17 protein-coding genes and 2 pseudogenes are annotated in these 18,891 nt (G+C 33.7%); 8 read left to right on the forward strand and 11 right to left on the reverse strand.

The features are described from left to right. Positions 1-16: 16 nt before the first annotated feature. Positions 17-1,963 (reverse strand): PTS fructose transporter subunit IIABC, encoded by a 1,947-nt coding sequence (locus MOC86_RS18580; RefSeq protein WP_268585470.1) that lies wholly within the window; start codon positions 1,961-1,963, stop codon positions 17-19. 149 nt (positions 1,964-2,112) lie between these two features. Beyond that, positions 2,113-4,059, reverse strand: coding sequence for a BglG family transcription antiterminator (locus tag MOC86_RS18585; RefSeq protein ID WP_268585471.1), 1,947 nt, complete (start codon positions 4,057-4,059; stop codon positions 2,113-2,115). A gap of 655 nt (positions 4,060-4,714) precedes the next feature. On the opposite strand from MOC86_RS18585, the pseudogene MOC86_RS18590 reads away from it, so the two are divergent. After that, positions 4,715-4,940 (forward strand): annotated as a pseudogene (locus MOC86_RS18590) (four-helix bundle copper-binding protein). Positions 4,941-5,088: 148 nt separating this feature from the next. Next, a complete protein-coding gene (locus MOC86_RS18595) occupies positions 5,089-5,673 on the forward strand; it encodes a cysteine hydrolase family protein (RefSeq protein WP_268585472.1) in 585 nt (194 codons plus the stop codon). A 137-nt stretch (positions 5,674-5,810) separates the two neighbouring features. Here the strand turns inward: MOC86_RS18595 and MOC86_RS18600 are convergent, their stop codons facing one another. The 7 genes from MOC86_RS18600 to MOC86_RS18625 form a co-directional block, all read right to left on the reverse strand. Continuing rightward, on the reverse strand, positions 5,811-6,047 hold the full coding sequence (locus MOC86_RS18600) for a DUF3953 domain-containing protein (RefSeq protein ID WP_268585473.1): 237 nt from the start codon (positions 6,045-6,047) through the stop codon (positions 5,811-5,813). Between the two features lie 577 nt (positions 6,048-6,624). Beyond that, complete coding sequence (locus MOC86_RS18605; protein WP_268585474.1) at positions 6,625-7,056, reverse strand: MarR family winged helix-turn-helix transcriptional regulator; 432 nt, start codon at positions 7,054-7,056, stop codon at positions 6,625-6,627. A 464-nt stretch (positions 7,057-7,520) separates the two neighbouring features. Beyond that, entirely contained in the window at positions 7,521-8,000 is a 480-nt protein-coding gene (locus MOC86_RS18610) for a hypothetical protein (protein ID WP_268585476.1), read from the reverse strand. A 255-nt stretch (positions 8,001-8,255) separates the two neighbouring features. Continuing rightward, on the reverse strand, positions 8,256-9,242 hold the full coding sequence (locus MOC86_RS18615) for a proline dehydrogenase family protein (protein WP_268585478.1): 987 nt from the start codon (positions 9,240-9,242) through the stop codon (positions 8,256-8,258). 287 nt (positions 9,243-9,529) lie between these two features. After that, a complete protein-coding gene (locus MOC86_RS27395; RefSeq protein ID WP_326847745.1) occupies positions 9,530-9,745 on the reverse strand; it encodes an STAS domain-containing protein in 216 nt (71 codons plus the stop codon). 15 nt (positions 9,746-9,760) lie between these two features. Beyond that, positions 9,761-10,378: an RsbT co-antagonist protein RsbRB gene (locus MOC86_RS18620; protein WP_326847742.1), complete on the reverse strand. Its 618-nt coding sequence runs from the start codon at positions 10,376-10,378 to the stop codon at positions 9,761-9,763. 211 nt (positions 10,379-10,589) lie between these two features. Further along, entirely contained in the window at positions 10,590-11,486 is an 897-nt protein-coding gene (locus tag MOC86_RS18625) for an HAD family hydrolase (RefSeq protein WP_268585480.1), read from the reverse strand. 200 nt (positions 11,487-11,686) lie between these two features. On the opposite strand from MOC86_RS18625, the gene MOC86_RS18630 reads away from it, so the two are divergent. Then, complete coding sequence (locus tag MOC86_RS18630; protein WP_268585482.1) at positions 11,687-12,025, forward strand: cupin domain-containing protein; 339 nt, start codon at positions 11,687-11,689, stop codon at positions 12,023-12,025. A 116-nt stretch (positions 12,026-12,141) separates the two neighbouring features. Here MOC86_RS18630 and MOC86_RS18635 read toward each other — a convergent pair whose 3' ends face one another. Further along, positions 12,142-12,723: a GNAT family N-acetyltransferase gene (locus tag MOC86_RS18635; RefSeq protein WP_268585483.1), complete on the reverse strand. Its 582-nt coding sequence runs from the start codon at positions 12,721-12,723 to the stop codon at positions 12,142-12,144. Between the two features lie 433 nt (positions 12,724-13,156). On the opposite strand from MOC86_RS18635, the pseudogene MOC86_RS18640 reads away from it, so the two are divergent. The 3 genes and pseudogenes from MOC86_RS18640 (at position 13,157) to MOC86_RS18650 (ending at position 15,877) form a co-directional block, all read left to right on the forward strand. Next, positions 13,157-14,420, forward strand: a pseudogene (locus MOC86_RS18640) (damage repair protein). Between the two features lie 14 nt (positions 14,421-14,434). Continuing rightward, positions 14,435-14,770, forward strand: a complete 336-nt coding sequence (locus MOC86_RS18645) for a YolD-like family protein (protein WP_268585484.1) — start codon at positions 14,435-14,437, stop codon at positions 14,768-14,770. A 192-nt stretch (positions 14,771-14,962) separates the two neighbouring features. Further along, positions 14,963-15,877 carry a class I SAM-dependent methyltransferase gene (locus MOC86_RS18650; RefSeq protein ID WP_268585485.1) on the forward strand — a complete coding sequence of 305 codons (915 nt, stop codon included), beginning with the start codon at positions 14,963-14,965 and terminating at the stop codon, positions 15,875-15,877. 155 nt (positions 15,878-16,032) lie between these two features. Here the strand turns inward: MOC86_RS18650 and MOC86_RS18655 are convergent, their stop codons facing one another. After that, positions 16,033-17,646: a C40 family peptidase gene (locus MOC86_RS18655; protein WP_268585487.1), complete on the reverse strand. Its 1,614-nt coding sequence runs from the start codon at positions 17,644-17,646 to the stop codon at positions 16,033-16,035. 296 nt (positions 17,647-17,942) lie between these two features. Here MOC86_RS18655 and MOC86_RS27400 point away from each other — a divergent pair, with 296 nt between their 5' ends. Continuing rightward, the gene (locus tag MOC86_RS27400; RefSeq protein WP_326847743.1) at positions 17,943-18,206 is read left to right on the forward strand and encodes a LysR family transcriptional regulator; all 264 of its coding nucleotides are present in this window, start codon (positions 17,943-17,945) and stop codon (positions 18,204-18,206) included. Further along, the gene (locus MOC86_RS18660; protein WP_326847744.1) at positions 18,163-18,789 is read left to right on the forward strand and encodes a LysR family transcriptional regulator substrate-binding protein; all 627 of its coding nucleotides are present in this window, start codon (positions 18,163-18,165) and stop codon (positions 18,787-18,789) included. Before MOC86_RS27400 ends, MOC86_RS18660 begins: the two co-directional genes overlap by 44 nt. The last annotated feature ends 102 nt before the right edge of the window (positions 18,790-18,891 follow it).

An 18,891-nucleotide genomic window follows, 5' to 3' on the forward strand; every position in this document is an offset into this window, starting at 1 on the left:
ATTAAAATCCTCCATTCTATGCAATTTCATCTAGTAACTTGTATGCGTCTTCTTTTGTTTGAACAGATAATAATCGCTCTTTATAACTGTCATCCATCAGTTTTCGAGAAAGCATTTGAAGGATTTTCAAATGTTCATTCCCTTCACTTTCTTTTGGTACAGCAATCATAAATATTAACTTCGCTTCCGTTCCATCAAGGCTTTTCCAATCTACACCTGATTGCTTAATTCCGAATACAACACTTGGTTTCTTAACAGCATCTGATTTTCCATGTGGAATCGCAATGTTCATGCCAATACCTGTTGTACCTTCTTGCTCACGATTCATAATTGCTTGTTTAAATTCTTCCTCTGAATGAAGTGCACCAACATGGTTCAATTTTCCAATCATTTCATCAATGATCTCATCGCGTGTTTCCCCTGTTAAATCCGTTTCAATGAGCTCTAAATTTATAATTTCCGTTAGTTTTTGAATAACAATTTGTTTACTTTCTACTTGAGTTTCTTGTTGTACTTGTGGCATTTCTCTTGTTGCTGAAACTTCTTTTATTTGTTCAACTTCCGGATTTTTTATCTTTGACACATCTTTTTTCAATACATTTACTACAATAGCCGTCACACTAGATCCGACAATTACAGCTACAAAGAACATCACTACATTATCTACAGCTCCTAATACAGCTACAATTGGACCGCCATGTGCTACTCTATCTCCTACATGACCAATCATTGCAATAACGGCACCTGTCATAGAACCCGCCATAACACTTGGAATGACACGAAGTGGGTCTTGTGCTGCGAATGGGATTGCACCTTCAGTAATACCAAATAGCCCCATTGTAAATGCTGCTTTCCCCATTTCCCTTTCAGACGTTTGAAACTTTCTCTTTCCTATAAACGTAGCAAGCCCCATTCCAATTGGCGGAATACAAATTGCTGCAGCAATTGGACCCATAATTTCGTAGTTTCCTTCTCCAATCATCGCTGAACCAAACAAGAAGGCTACCTTATTGAACGGTCCACCCATATCAAAAGAAATCATGGCTCCTAAAATAAGCGCTAAAAGAATAGAACTTGAACCTTGCATACCTGCTAACCAAGCTGTTAATGACTCAAAAACTTGTGCGACAGGAGCACCAATAATAAATACAAATGCAAGACCTACAATAAGTGAAGCAACTACTGGAATGATAATAATGGGCATAATAGGTTGAATCGCTTTTGGAACTTTTAATTTTTTAATTCCTAACGCCATATAACCAACTAGGAAACCAGCGATAATTCCGCCAAGGAAACCAGCACCGCTTTCACTTCCATAAAAACTTCCCGTTGCCGCAATATATCCACCAATCATACCAGGAACAAGGCCAGGCTTATCTGCTATACTATAAGCAATATATCCTGCTAAAATTGGCACCATAAATGTAAAGGATGTGCTGCCAATTTGTTCAATTGTTTTCCAAAAAGAACCTTCTGTAATAACTAAACCACCTGGTGTTTTTTCTCCCCCAAGAGTTAGCGCAATGGCAACTAATAATCCACCTACTACAATGAACGGCACCATGAAAGATACTCCATTCATTAAATGACGATATATTGGATTTTGTTTTTTCGCTATTTGATTCCCTTCTAGCGTTGTAGACTGTGAACGATAAATTGGTACATCACCACTTACTACTTTCTGGATCAATTCCTCGGGTTTACGAATACCATCTTGTACTCCAACAACTAGTAATGGCTTTCCTACAAATCTATCTTTATTTACAGCTCTATCAGCAGCGATAATAATACCGTCTGCTTCGCGGATATCCTGCTCATTCAGTTCATTTTCTACCCCGATACCACCTTGGGTTTCAACCTTCATTTGAACTCCTAATTTATCCGCTGCTTTTTGCAAATTTTCTGCTGCCATATATGTATGGGCAATCCCATTCGGACACGATGTAATGACTAATATTTTCATTTTCAATCCTCCTCACTCCCTTTGTAAGCGCCTACATTTAATATATATCAAGATGAAGATGACAAAAGTTTCGTTTTTTACCGTAACTTCCGGAAAAATCGACCTTTTACCATAATAAAAAAGTGAGGTATCTCGACCTCACTTTTCGCTTAATTATGCAAATAGGATAAAAACTTCATTACATTTGTTTCCTTTGTCAGCTTTTGAACAAAAGATGGTTGTTCACTTATAACAGACAGCTCTTGGAATAGTCTCTTTGTTACTTCTTTCTCATCGCTCTTAACTGCTAACATGAATACAAGTGATACTTCCTCCGTTCCCCATTCAATTGGTTCTTTCAATGTCGCAATGGCAATAGCTGATTCCTTAATAAACTTAGCGTTCGCATGAGGAATAGCAATCCCGGCCCCAATCGCTGTTGCTGACATTTTTTCTCTTATAATCGCATGTTCTGCATAATCTTTATCAACATAACCTTTACTATGCAAAGCTTCTGCTAACTTTTCAATTAACTGATAAGGGTGTTTCACTTCTTGTTGTAAAAACACTAAGAACGGCGTTGTGTAGTTTAACATAACAAAGTCTTCTTTTTCTTTATAATGTGTTTTATTCAGTTTCTTTATAAAATCTTCTAGTTTTTTTTCTTCTGTCCACTCTAATAACGGAGATACGACAAAGTGAGGAAGAGCGAGTTTAGGAAGGGTGATTGTAGAAATAATAAGTTCTACATCTTGATGTGTCGCTAAGTACGCCTCCAAATCTGCTTTCGCTATACACCCCATCACGTGAACATGACGAAATCTCCGTTCAATCTTTGTGCGTAACAACTGGGACATTCCGATTCCCATATGGCAAACAATAATGACTTTTTTAGATTTTTCTTGATGATCCAAACGTTCCATCGCTGCTTCAAAGTGTAAAGTAAGATATGCTGCTTCCTCTTCCGGAATGTAAACAGCAAGCGTTTCATTCATTTCTTCTAATACTTGAATTAGCATATCGAACATATAAGGATACATTCTTTTTATATCATGAAGCATCGGATTCGATAGTGAAAGATCATAATGCAACCGATTCAATGTGGTATATAAATGAATATGTAACCCCTCAATAAGAACTGGATCCTTACTAAAATCTATTTCATTTAACTGTGACATACGTGTAATCAAATATTGAATAACCTGGGAAAGAATCAGGTTATTTTCACTAAACTTACTCTCTCCTTCTGCTTTCTCCTGATAACGAAGCTTCCCTCCTAAAATATGAGTTGTTAAATAGATTGCTTCTTCTTCTGGAAAACGAATCGTAAAAACCAACTCCAGTTGTTTTAAAAATTCCAACGTCCATTTGTATTCTTTTGTTTCTTTCATTATTTTAATTTCTTGTGCAGAAATTGAAATAGACTGCTTGAGTTTTATTCTCCGTATCATAAGTAACGTGTGCGTCAATAAACTTTCAAATGTATCATCTGTAAAGAACAAGGAATGCCGTTTTTGTAGCGCTTTCAATTCATTCATAACAAATTCAACTTCATGATATAGAAATTGCTTCTTAATAAATTGATGTGTAAAATCCGAATTACGAATTAAATCTGACAATCTAGCTAGCGCCTTTCTTTTATCCTTTTCACTTCCCTCAATCATCAATCCCACTCTCTGTTTGGAAATGATCGTTAATCCAAAACGACTTAACCACTTTTCAATGTTATCTAAATCTTTCTTTATAGTAGCCCGATTGACAAAATGCTGAGTAGCCATCTCCTGTGCTGTAACTGACTTTACATTCATCAACAAATTATAAGCAATCTCTAAAATTCTTTCTTCATCTGATTCATACTTTGTACGATTATGAACACGATACAATCTATTAAATAAATCTATCTTTTCAGGTTCCCCAATCTCTAAGTACACTCCTAATCCGGGTTTTCGAACAAGAAGGGCACTCGAATACTTCATAAGATAATCCTCAATTGCTTTAAAGTCATTACGAATCGTTTTTTCCGAACAATTCACTCGATCTGCAAGGTCTTGCACCAATACATGTTCATCAGATTCAGATAACAATAAAAATAGAACTTCCTTTTGTCTTGTATTCATTCATTTCACCTATTCCCTATATCCTTTTATTCTCTGTCCATTATTTCTCCCTATGTTTAAAGGATATTTTGCTTTCTTATAAATACTGCTTTAATTTATATGTATTTATTCTGGACGTTCACCTATATTTATACTATAGGTTATTATCTAAATACCATAACATAATAGTTGATGATCCCTATCATGGTAAATATTAAAATACCTTTGTTTTGTAAATAATATAACTTCCTTTTCTATATTATTTTTAGTGAAACCTATTTCTATATACACGATAAAATCCTACATTAATGAGCAAACTATTCAAGGGGTTGTGAGCTTTCCAGCTTCCTTAAGCCTTATCTTGCTCTAAGCAAAAAAGGATACTGGAGCCCTCTCATCTCCTTTTTTGTTTTTACATTGTATAAAGGACATAAACCTAGTTACCATAATGTTACTTATCGTACATAAACTACTAAAGGGAACTTTCTAAAATATATAAGTATATTAATCTAATAGTTTGGACAGACTAATTATGTATTCCCTCCCCTATTCGGATAAATGAAAAAATCCTTTGCTGTACCAAGCAAAGGATTTTCTTTTGATTAAAGGTTATTTATTATAGGAAATTGCACATAATGAAAACTATCAATCTATAATTGAAACTCTACATGAATGTATGACTACTTGTAATCACTGTTATGATGCCTGCTTGAGTTAAAATGATGGCTCAATGCATTCGTTTGGATCGAGAGTGTGTAGATATTTGTGCTTATTTAGAACAAGCTTTAGGAAGAGGGACACCCTTTGTTTCTGAATTAGCTCAAGTATGTGCAGCTATTTGTGAAGCATGTGGGAACGAGTGCAAAAAACACGATCATGATCATTGTCAAACATGTGCATAAGAATGCAAGAAGTTAGCTTCATAAGCTAGCGATGGATATAAAACTTCTAAAAACATATTTTAGGAAGTTTAAATAAAATTCTTACTTTTAATCCATCTCTATAATATAAATGTTAAAATATGTAGAAAAGACGTAAGGAGATTGACACATGGGAGAAAACTTTACTAATACGGCTTTAATAATCATTGATGTCCAAAAAGCTTTTGAAGATGAAAAATGGGGCCCAAGAAACAACCTGCATGCTGAGGACAATATTAAACTCTTATTAAAAGCGTGGAGAAAAAGAGAATATCCAATTGTACATATTCAGCATTTATCTGATAACGATCAATCCATCTTCCATCCTAGTAAACAAAGTTCAGCTTTTAAAGATAGTGTAGTTCCCGTAAGAGATGAAACCATTTTAAAAAAGAAGGTAAACAGTGCTTTTATAGGAACTGGTCTTGAGGAACATTTAAAAGAAAACAACATACAAAAAGTTGTCATCGTAGGATTAACAACTCCTCATTGTGTATCTACTACTACTCGAATGAGCGGTAATTTAGGATTTGAAACTTACTTAGTATCTGATGCAACGGCTGCATTTGCCATCAAAGGAGCAGACAACACCTATTATTCCGCTGAACAAATCCATAATGTTTCTTTAGCAACTTTAGATAATGAGTTTGCTAAAGTTTTGACAACGGAAGAAGTAATACAAAAGTTAAATTCAATTGAGACAACACAATTATAAGAATTGACTGTTTATTATAATAAAACTCAGTGACTATGATCTTGATTATAAGCAGGAAAAAGGAGTGAGATCTTTTAGATAACCACTCCTTTTTCTTTTAAGAATTTCTCAAACAAAATATTTAACTGTTACAACCACTAATTTAATAAAAACCCTTGTATAGATCCAGATAAGGCAAATAAGGAAACTACAATGCACACATAACCCCAAAATTCTTTTTTGTTTTTTTGAAGTTCAATGAATCCTGTTATTAATATTAGAGCGCTCAATAGTAACATAGAATATGGCATAAGCTTAAAACTTTGAGTGAGTAAGCCATATCCAGATAAAATAACAACTATTACTGATAAAAAAACTCTTAATCCTTTCAACATATCTTTCCTCCTCCACGATCTAGGTTTCATCATATCGTTTTATTTTATGTTCTTAAAACTAGGCATCAAATTCTTGAATAAAGAAAGAAATCATCATTCCAAGAAGGAGCATTATGTACAAAATACAAAACAGTTTAGATGTTGTCTCCCATCGTTTCTTCCAACTCTCTCTAAAAATCTTCTATCTATACTTCCCTTCATTTTAAAAAAGAAGATTTGCTTTTACTAAGGTACCATATTCTATTCGTGAACTAATCTCCCGCACTCATTTTTATTGTAGCATCTATTTATTCCCCTCTATTTTATACGAACACATTAAACAAAAGTTCTATGATTATTACATAGATAATTACGAGAGAGGAGCTTTGGCAATTCTAGTTACGTCTAGTTCATCTAACACAAAATATCGTACGTAAAAAGCTGTTGAGATTATGGTTTTCAATATGGTTTATGTCTTGTCATAAAAAGAAAAAGCACAATTCCGTTGCCTTACAAGGAGTTTGTACTTTTTCTTTCCCTTAGATCTACCTTCTAGAACTGAGTGTAGAAGGCATAGCTAAAGTCATATTATTGATCATCACGTTCTTTCGAGTTTTATCTTTTTTAACAAATAAATAAAGTCTTCTAGTTCCTCATTTGTGAAATCTTCAAATTTCTCATCAAAACATTCATATAGCACTTGTTTCATTTCCTTAGTAAGTTCTATTCCCTTATCCGTCATGGTAACGTATACAATTCTACGATCTGTTGTACTCCGTTCTCGAGTGATTAACCCTTTTTTAATTAACCTGTCACTAACACCTGTAATATGACTTGTTGCTACTTGAAGCTTATTTGAAATTTCCGAAACTGTCATCTTTTGATTATGTTCAAATAAAACTTTTAGCACGTAAAATTCATTTAACGGGATATAATGTTTTACTATAGGTTGGATAGTTGAGCGTTTTCTCTTGATTTGTGTCCTAAAGGTTAGTACTAGATTTTTTACAAGTAATTCTCTTTCTTCCACTCTCCATGCTCCTTTGTTAATAATGTAATTAAAATAAGCTTATCTATATTATATTAAATAGAATGGGTTTTTGCACAGGTAGATTACTGAATTTGGAATTTGATGATAAATGTCTATTTGAAAAGGAGAAAATAATAGAATAAAGACAGTGTAGAATAGCAAAAATTAAGAAAGTAAAAAAGCCCAAAGTCGTTAATCAACAACGAGTTTGGACTCTTCCTTAAATTATAATGAAAGCCAAACAGAAATGTTCCTTGACCTTTAGTTTATGAGACTACATTTCGTAAGCTTTCTCTGCTTAATGATAGATACTTTTTTACATATTCATTTCTAATCCATATCACACTTTTTATAAAGCATAATAGTAAAAGCAATTGACCTCTATTTTTAAAATGAATATAGTATTGCCTTTTTATCAGAGTAATGGCAATGACCAGACATAAATTATTGAAATAGGCACATGCCTAGTTTTGCTTTTTTATTTCCCTATCTGACTTTAAAACATCTTGTATAAAAAATTGATAACCATAATTAATAACGGCTGTAGCAATTGATAAGATGAATAATTGAAAATGAGTCATGCTTACCATTTTGTAGATTTTTAATTTTTCTGCAATGCTTGTTAAAGGATAAGCAAACATATAATCAAATAAAATATTAAGGAGCATATAATGACTAAATTTCCCATACGTTAATTTAAAAACCCAAAAGTTTGCTATAAAGAATGGCCCAAAAATAAAAGAAATGTCACTTGAAAGTCTTGGAAAAATGGGTGTTTTAACTTTCCACCATGTATAACTTTTAGATAGTTCACTGATTAGAGCAATCACTAACGAACTAAAAGTTAAAACAGGTAAATATCTTTTAAAAGTCAACTTATCAACCTTAAAAAGCGATAACCAAGGTAATAGAAGCACAGCAAGCAACACTGATTTTCCTTTCATTACACAACAACTCCTATTAAAGATAAAAATCTCATTACTATTAAGGTAAACTAGAATTATTCTGTGTAATAAATTAAATTTAATACCCCTAAAAGGATTAGTGAACGATTAACTCATTTAGCTTTCCCTTTTTAGGTTGGATGTTCTACACATTTTTAGTGATTATAATGTAACTTTTTAGTACTTACATAAAATAATGACACAACAAAGTAAAAAAGGTTGGATAATTAACAACCTTTTTTACTCATTCTGCGCTTAGTATAGAGACTGATTGCCTTTGTGGGGAGTAATCATATCTGTGAGGGCTACATAGATGTTAGGCGGATATTCAGCAAGTCTGTGACACAAATACAAGTACCACTCTGTTCCGTATGTAAGATACACTCTTGTTTTATAATTTTCCTCCTTTAAACGTTTCATTAAATCAGCTCTTACTCCATATAACATTTCAAGTTCTACGTTGTCGTGATTTAAATGGCCTCGTTTTTTTAGTTCTTGAATGATAGATTCATCGTGAGTTGCAATAGAGGTAGGATGGTTTTTCTTTATTAATAGCTCAGCAAACTGAAGGTAACGATGATTTAATTCATCTGACCTCGTAATAGCAAGATTAGATGGCTCTTGATAAGCACCTTTTACTAACCTAATTTTCCCTGGATAATGAAGTAAATCAAGAATGTCATCTTCGGAACGATTCAAATGAGCTTGTAGTGTAAGACCGACATTATCATATTCTCGAGATACCTTTTTATAAATTTCAATGATCCTATCGGTTTTATTTGATTCTTCCATACTAATCATAATGTATAAACTGTATTTCTTTGCTTTCGCAGCCAATTCTATAAGGTTTTTGAGGGCAATATCGGATTGAACGGACAAGCCTATGTGAGATAAATCAAGAGATATGGTAGATGACATAGATGCTTCCCCCAGACTTTCCATTAAATCCATAAACCTTTCCTTAGCACACTCACATTCCTCAACTGTGTCTGTATTTTCCCCTATATATTCAAGAGAAATAGCATATCCTTTGTTTAGCAATTCTCTTCCTTTTAGGATTCCGTCTTCTTTTGTTTCTCCCGCAACAAACCTTTTTGCTGCACGTTTCAATAAAGGATAAAGTTCTTCAGATTCCTGAATTTTTGTCTTTACTTGTTGATTTCTCGCAATTAATTTTAGAGCCTTAATAACATTACTTTCTTCCTTAGAAAACAAAGTTACAACATCTTCAACTTGCTTCATCTGTAAACACCTCTTCATTCCTTAAAATGTAAGATTACATTCTAAATTTTACCATAAAGAGGTGTGTAAACGACATTATTTAATACCTACTCTATACAAATTCAGTTTACATATAACCGTTAGTGTACATAATCTTGATTACTCACACTCAAAAGACCTTATTAATTATTAATAAGGTCTTTTTAATCTTTTATTTATTGACAAATACAAAACTTGCTTATTTAAAGGTTTTCGTTTCTCTAAATTCCCTTTTCATATCTATAACCCGACTGCATGCAAATAACAGGTTACTGAAGTAAATTGCGTTGAGCTAAAGCTTGATGGATACTAGAAACCACAGATAATTCATCAAAATCGATTCCAATTTGGATGGCGGTTTGAGCAATTTCAGGTCGAATTCCTGAAAGTGTACAGGTCACACCAATTAATTTCAAAGCCTTGATTAATTGAAAAATTTGATGAGCCACCATCGTATCGATAATGAGTACTCCAGATAAATCAATTAAAAGATGATTTACTTATTGATCTGAACATTGCTGTAAAGTATTTTCCATTACCTTCTGAGCACGATCAGTATCAATATCTCCTACAAGAGGGAGAAGAGCGAGCTCTTCACTAAGTGAAATAATCGGGGAACTTAATTCATGAATCATATCCTTTTGAGCAGCTAGACGTTCTTCCGCATATTTATAACTTTCTTTTGAAAAAGCTAAAATCACACGATTAAAGGTTTCAATAATCTTACGGTTCCATCCGTTAATCGTTTCTTGTGAATAGGTCTCTTTGCTCGTTTTTACAAATTCTTGTATGTAATCTAGATACTGTTCTTGATTATTAAAGAACTCTCGCAATATCAAGTGAGTTGGTGTATGTTGATGTTCTTCTTCCCGGGAAGTCTCATGAATCCATTTATTGAAAGCAGATAAAAACTCATCCTTAGAACATGATTCATCAAAGACTCTACAAAAACGTAAATGAAACTCATAATTTTGGTTCTTTACCATCTCAACAACTTCAGGGTCATCAGATGCATACACACCAGATGAATTGTCTTTGTCTAAAGCTTCATACCATTGTTCAGTCAATAAGCGTGTTCTTTCTAATAAAAAATGATATAGTTGGTTGTTTTGACCCATCTTTACATACTCTCCTCATTTCTTTCTAAAAACCTTAAACATGTATTAAGTATATATGTTTTAACCTATTTTCAACAACTATAAGAGGATAGCTTATAATAAAAGCTCCTCATTTTTGCTTAAGACTGATAAACTAACATAGCTAACAACAAAAAGCATAGCTAACAGGGCTATGCTTTTGTCTTCTTTTTTTAAGAACTGATGAATTAGGTTATTTATTATCTTTTTTAGAAGTGATCATCTCTTGATTTGGCTTTTGCAGTCTGAATTGAGAAAGATAGTGATATACTCCATCTTCATCACATGTGAACTCTGTTACATCATCAACAATTTCTTGAATAGAAGCCGAAGCATTCTTCATTGCTACAGCATGGCTAACAAATTGAAACATTGGTAAATCATTATTACTATCCCCAATAGCAAGAATTTCATCCGCAGCCAATCCAAAATGATTTAACATCTGCTTGATCCCTGTTGCTTTATTTACATTTGCAACCATCACTTCGACATTGTGATTAGAAGAAGTAGAAGTCGTAAAATCTATTTCTTTCTTTAGTTCGTTAAGCTCATCTTTCCATTTATTAATATGTTCTTTTGTTCGTGAAAAGAAATAGAACTTCGAAAATTCACTTCCCTCAACGTCATCTTTCCAAGCAATTTCTTCTTTAAGGGCATTCTTGCGTGAAAGCCACTCATTAATTTCAACACTGTCTGGCTTTGGCTCTCGAATTTCTTCTTCCACGTATTGTTTATCTTGTTTTAATGTCATACGCTGAGCATCATATGGGAAAAGCTCATAGTACACCTTGTTTTTTCTCGCTTTTTTAATAATCGTTTCTACCAACTCAAGGGAAAGAGAATGTTTAAATACGGCCTCTCCGTCTACATATCCTGCCATACCATTTGAGGTAATACATCCATCAACTTTAAATCCTTTTGGCACTAATTCTTCTATTTCATCAAAGGCTCTTCCTGTAGCAATAAAAACAAATATTCCCTGAGCCCGCAAGTCATCAATAATTTCTTTTGTTGCCACACTCACCTTATTATAGCGGTTTAAAATTGTCCCATCCATGTCTAAAAATATTGCTTTAGGTTTCAAAATCATGCCTATTCCCCCTATATGTAAAAAAGTTTACCTCGCAAGTATAAGCTTTTCTATTTATAACCTCAAGAAAACCAGCCAAATACTGATGTAGATTTGGATTATTCAAGAAAGCCGTTATTGTAAAGTAAGAATCTAAAAGTTATAGTTATAGTATTCATTTCACAGAATTATCTGATCATACTGAAAGGAACGAGATAAAAATGAAAATCAGTCAAAAAAATGCAGAACATTATATTTGGGGAGATCAATGCGATGGATGGCGTTTAGTAAATCAAAAAGATTTAAGTGTTATCCATGAACGTATGCCCCCTAATACCTCTGAAGTACGCCATTACCATACAAAATCTCGACAGTTTTTCTTTGTATTAAAGGGAACTGCTACATTAGAAATAGATGGACAATTAGGAAATATAACACCACTTGAAGGAGTAGAAGTTCCTCCTCATGTTGCCCACCAAATGATGAATCGCTCTGACGAAGATGTTGAATTTCTTGTTATTTCTCAACCAACAAGCAAAGAAGATAGAGTCCAAATTTAATCTAAGGATACTGTTCCTATATGCCACAATTAATAACCAGGTAAATTTTAACACAAATTAAGAGTTCTAGTATAATATGAAGAAAAAATTTAATTTCTATATGGGTGCATGTTTGTTTACATATTTAGCTTACTTTCTTGCAGTTTCTCAAAATCTTGCTTTAACAAAGAATACATATATAAATCATCAAATTTCCCATATGCGAACTCATAATTCCTCAATAACCCTTCTCTAATAAAGCCGTGTTTTTCTATTAATTTGTGTGAAGATATATTAGGAGGCTCGACTAAAGCTTCTATCCTTTGAAACTTTAAATATTTAAACCCATACCTTATGACAGCCTCCAATGCCTCACTCGCAATTCCATGTCCCCAATAATCTTTACTTAATTCATAACCAATTTCAGTTCGGTAATGCTCGGGGACTCTATTAAGAAAGCCGCAACTCCCAATAACTTCATCTTTTCCTTTTAAAGTGATTCCCCATCTTATTCCCGTTTGTTCATTTAGTATTGATTGATACCAGGAAATCTCATTTAAAGCCTCGTTGATGGTTTTAAAAGGTGCTAAACCGTAATATTTCATTACTTCTTCATCAGACAGATATTTTAAAATATCATTTGCATCATCTTTTACAATTTCTCTTAATAGTAGCCTATTTGTTTCAATGAATGGAAAGTTATTAACATCTTTAGTCATATAAATTCCCCCATCTTATATTTGTTCTTATCCTCTTAATTATAAGAGTTTCTAGATATTTCGCATCTTAATATATACGTTTACCTTGTTTAATCGCTATTAGCGAAAAGGTAAAATGTGTTGATATTTATAGAATCCCCAGCTGGTTCTCTCTCTTCACATACTATAAACAGAGATGACTGAAGCGTAAATAAAACAACCTAGTAATAGATAAGAAATATCAATATCATGTTGAATGTTACCTCTTATCATGCTGATAATTTTATCTTCTACAAATTAGTAAACTAACAGACTCCTAACTTAAAGCTCAAAAAATGGTTATTTTATACTTAATTTTAAGGGTTATGGAATATATCCAATTTTTAATAGGTTTATAAAAGAACATTTGTTCTTATATAATAGAACGAATGTTCTTTTTCAAGGGGTTATTTTTATGGATTACAAGCAGCTACCAAACAGAGTCATTATGTGTATTGATATAAAGTCCTTTTTTGCTTCCGTTTCTTGCGTAATACGACGGTTAGATCCTTTAAAAACAAAACTTGCTGTTGTAGGAGATACAAAACGGTCAGGATCTATTGTGTTAGCCTCTACACCGTTATTAAAAAGAGAAGGAATTCAAACAGGAAGTCGCCTCCTCGATATTCCGAAAAGGAAAGATATTTATGTTGTGAATCCTTCTATGGAGCGATATGTTAAAGCTTCCAACTATATTTCAAGTCTAGTCTTACAATATGTTGCTCCTGAAGATTTCCATGCATATAGTATTGATGAGTTATTTATTGACGCCACAGCTTCTTTACATCTATTTGCTCGAACACCAGAGGAGTTAGCTCATAAAATTATCCATGAGATTTATCAAAAGACGCGGCTGGCAGCTACAATTGGAATTGGTTCGAATCTCTTACTCGCTAAAATTAGTTTAGATCATGAAGCAAAGCATAGCCCAACAGGAGTTGCTTATTGGCGCTATGAAGATGTTCCTTTTAAGTTATGGTCCATTCATCCGATGAAAGATTTTTGGGGAATTTCATCCGCTACAGAAAAACGATTAAACAGGTTAGGCATTTATACGATCAAAGAACTAGCCCTATCTTCTAGAAAAATGTTAAAAAAAGAATTCGGTGTCGTAGGGGAAGAACTCCACCAGCATGCTAATGACGTTGATTATAATCGTATCTCAGAGATATACATTCCTCGTTCTCGTTCATTTGGGAAGAGTCAAATTTTATTTCGTGATTATACAAATCGAAAAGAAATTGAATTATTGCTATTAGAGTTATTAGATGATATATGCTTTCGTTTACGAATGCATCACGTAGTCGCTCAAACGGTTCATTTATACATTGGTTATAGCACATAAAGGGGTAGAGGATTTTCAAGACAAAAAAATGGTAAGAGATTCCAACTTAAGCCAAGATATTTCCCCCTATTGTTTAACAATCTTACATACATATGACAACGGAATACCTATCCGCTCTATTGGCATTTCACTATCGAATACAAACATTCAACAAGAAGAACAAATAAGTTTGTTTGAGGATAGCAATCAGCGCGAAAAAGCATATGTATTAGCCAAAACGATCGATGAGATTCGTCTTCGTTATGGGAAGAATAGTCTTCTGCGCGCTTCAAGCTCTCTCGATTATTCAACCGTTCGTTATCGAAATAGCTTAATGGGAGGACATAAATCATAAAGGAGGATGATGACATGCAAGAAGATAGAGGAATGAAAAAATGGAGGGCTTTTGCAAGCATACCTGAACAATACATAGGATTACAGGAAATTATAGATAAGCAATTAGAAATACCTAAGCCCCTTTTAACAGAAGACCAAATGGAACAGATGAATCAAGTATTGGTTGAAGCTTTATATACGAATCAAAAAGTATATCTAACCTGCTACAAGCATGGAAAACACATCACGGAAACGGGGTTCATTCAGTTTGTTGATCCCTCTAGAGACATCTTTATGTTCACTTATGAAAACTCTAAATTAAAGAAGAAAATGAAATTAAGTGAAGTGATGAATATTCAGTTTGTCTAAACAAAAAACTATTTTTTAAAGTAGCTTTACCCTTATACAATGAATAAGGAGAAAACAGTACTTACCACTTGAAATTTGACAAAAAAATTATTTTATGCTATAATTTACAATTAATAAATTAACGTATATAATAGGATTCTCCTGGCCAGGAGAATCCTATTTTTTTGTTCTAAATTGAAGGAGCGGGTTTGCGTGAAAAAAGATGAATCCAGTTTAACTTCATTGATATCTACTTTTGGCAGAGCTTATCACAGTCAATTTAATACCCCTAAAATCTTTGACGACTACCTAGCTAAAGAGTTAATTTCGCAACAAGAGTTCAATAACATTAAAGAGAATATGATTCAAGGAATACATTTTTTCAACAAAGATATAGCACAAAAACTTAAAGGAAATGCAGAGGGAATTTTAAAGTGGATTAACCAAGTTCAACTTTCTCCAACTCCCTTGGCACGTGCTGCATATTGTGAAAAGGTATTACTACATGAAATAGAGTTAGGGTTAGAACAATATGTCATCCTTGGAGCTGGATTGGATACTTTTTGTTTTAGGCATCCAGAGTTGCAACCCCGTCTAGAGATATTTGAAATTGATCATCCTTCTACACAGCAATTTAAAAAGGCCCGCTTAAAACAAGCTAAATTCGAGATTCCGGCTAATCTTCACTTTGTTCCTATGGACTTCACTCAAACGTTCTCTTATCAACCCCTAATAGACGAAGGGTTTGGTAACAAAAAAACGTTTTTTAGTCTTCTAGGTGTTTCTTATTATTTAACGAAAGATGAAATTTCAAGCTTAATCAATCATTTATTTGCTGAAGTCCCTGCAGGAAGTTCCATTGTCTTTGATTACGGGGATGAAAACCTTTTTAAAGAAAAAGGATTCTCCAATAGAGTTGAAAACATGATAAAAATGGCTGAAGCAAGCGGAGAACCTATGAAGTCTTGTTTTTCCTACAAGGAATTAAAGCATATGTTAGAAAAATCACGGTTACTTATTTATGAACATTTATCTCCCTCTCAGATTCATGAGCTTTATTTTTCCAAACGAGGAGATTACTTATCAGCTTTTGAAACGATTCATTTTCTTCACGCTGTGAAAAGGTAAACCATCTATAAAACGAATAATGTATCTATACGAACATAAACTTAAAAGGCTCCTTTGCATATTGAGAGCAAAGGAGCCTTTTTTTGTTAAAGATGATATTTTGAAATAGATCTCTACTTTATAAGAGAAGTTTCATTTAAAGCTACACCCAAGAGTTATCCTTCGACATTGAGACGTCTAGCACTATAATAAATAGGATTCCAATAAGAACTCACTTTATAATTTGTAATTCGAACCCCTTCAGTTCTTGAAACAACAGCTATTTGTCCATTTCCAACATAGATAGCGGGAATAATACTGCTAGATTTGAAGAATACAAGATCTCCTGGTCGCAAATATTCTTCTTTTACTTCTGTTCCTTCTTGAAGCATGTTTTTCCCATAACGGGGTAAATTAATGCCTATTTGTTTATAAACATATTGAACAAATCCACTAGTATCAAATCCTTCCGGTGATGTACCTCCTGATTTGTAAGGAACATTTAGAAGATCTATCGCTTCTTTAACAGCTGGGATATCCTTAGGGATGACTAGATTTCTCACTCGTCTAATACCAGCAAATTTTTCTGTGTAGAAATTATAGGATAAGTAATTGATTCTCACTTCTGCTGAGCCTGTTCGTGAAGCATGAATCATTTGATTATTTCCTGCATATATTCCTACATGAGAAATGCCTGGACGATGTGTATTTTGGAAGAATACGAGATCACCTACTTCAATATCTTCCTTTTTAACAGGTGTACCTAGCTCCCACTGTTGTTCAGGTGCTCCAGGTAAGTAAATGCCGAGCGCCTTTTCATACACATATTTTGTGAATCCAGAACAATCGAAACCACTTGGTGTTTTACCACTTTCAACGTAAGGTGCTCCCATATATTTTAGGGCCTCACTGATTAGTGGGTCTTCACGATCAATGTCCCGAACCTCTGTTATTCGTTTAGCTCCATAAAAACGGGGATTCCAATAGGAAGAATCTTCAAAATCAATTAGAGTTATGCCTTTTGTAGACGAACTATAAATCATTCTTCCCTTTCCTACATAAAAAGCTGTTGTCGTAATATTTCCTGTATCAGCGTTTTTAAAGAAAAGAACGTCGCCAGGCTGAAGATTTTCCTTTGATATGTCTTCTCCTAAACTCCATTGTTCACTAGAGTTACCCGGAATTTTGAGATGGAGAGCTTGATCAAATACATACTGAACGAATCTTGCCGAATTAAACCCCTCCTCAGGTGTCTTTCCATTGCTTGAGTAACCAACTCCAAGGTACTTCATCGCTTCTTTTAAGAGAGGAGATTCAACTTGATAAAGATTGTTAGGATCAAGTCGTTTAGCTCCAATATACTTATTAGCGTAGTAGCCTCCCTCTGTTAACTCAGCTTTTATAACCCCTTTTGAGACGGAACTAATGATTATTTCATTATTACCATTATAAATACCAACACTTGTGACATTTTCTGTATTTTCCCCTTTAAAAAAGACAAGGTCACCAGCCTGGAGATTTTCCTTTTCTACATCTTCACCAAGCTCGAATTGTTCTCTTGGATACAGAGGTAACTCCACACCTTTAGCTTCTTTAAAAACATATTGAACTAGCCCACCCGTGCTGAATCCTTGATTGGGTTCTTGACCGTCTGTAAGATAAGAAACCCCCAGATACTTTTGAGCTGTTTCTGAAACACTTTGTTCTTCATTCGCAAAAGCTGGATTGGGGAGGAAAATGAATAGACAAAAGATGCCTAAAAATAAACATGCATGAAACCATTTTGACAAATCTCTCACTCCTTCGTTTTTTACCTCTCCATTATTCCGTCAATCGTATTTGGATACAATAGTTAAAATCGCCTGTTTTTTGTAAATTAGTTAATGTAAGTGCTCTTCAGGAAGACAATTACCTATAAGTGATTATCCTTAATACAAGTAAAAGAAAGAGTATAATGACCTATAGGCTAAATTTAGCGATAGTGAAAAAAGTTGGTTTCTTTTAAATTTTGTAGGGACAGATACCCTTTTATAGAATGAATAGAAATATCTAATACTCTTTATAATTCGAAGTCTTTTACACGATCGTGCAATGCGGTAGTTTAACAAAAGCTGCAGAGATATTAAAGTTAACACAGCCTGGCATAAGTCACGCGATTACGAGTCTTGAAAATGAGTTAGGCTTTTCTTTAATTACTAGAAATCGGTCAGGTATTCATTTAACACATAATGGTGAACATATGCTTCCATATATTCGTGATATTTTGACCTTAAATAATACAATTAAGCAGGAAGCTGCAGCAATAAATGGATTTAGAAGTTGGAGTAGTAAGAGTAGGCTCATTTACTAGTGTTGCCACTCAATGGTTGCCCTATATCATAAAAGAGTTTCAAGATGATTATGAGGGTATTGAAGTAAAATTACTTGAAGGGGATTATTCTACATTAGAACAGTGGATTTCAACAGGCATAATTGATTGTAGTTTCCTTGTTTCACCTTCATCTAAGTCTTTTGAATTTCAACCGTTGAAAAAAGATAAAATGGTTTGTATCCTGTCAAACGAGCACCCTCTTTCTAGACAAGATAAAATCTCTTTTGAACAAATAGAAAGAGAACCCCTCATCATGCCTAAAGAATCTTGGGATAACGAGACACGTCAGATTTTCCGGGAAAATAACATCAAGCCCAAGGTGAAATTTGAAGTTTCCGATGATCAAGCAATTATGGCGATGGTGCAAAATAATTTAGGTATTAGTGTCCGCCCAGAAATGACGCTAACTCATATTCCCGATAATGTACATGTTGCTAAGTTAGAGAAAGATTGTTTTCGGCTTATCGGTATTGCTGCTAAGCCTAACAGTTCTCCCGCAACTAAAATATTTATCAAGTATGTTTATTCATGGGTAGAAGAACATCATTTTTTAGATATTTGATTTTATAGATACTAATAGTTGTACTTCTTCTTAGGAAAGGAACCTAACGTTATTACCATATTTTTTATAACTAAATTAAGTGAAAAGCACGATCACTACGTC

Source organism: Priestia endophytica, from assembly GCF_026790145.1.
GTDB classification, from domain to species: domain Bacteria; phylum Bacillota; class Bacilli; order Bacillales; family Bacillaceae_H; genus Bacillus_I; species Bacillus_I endophytica_A.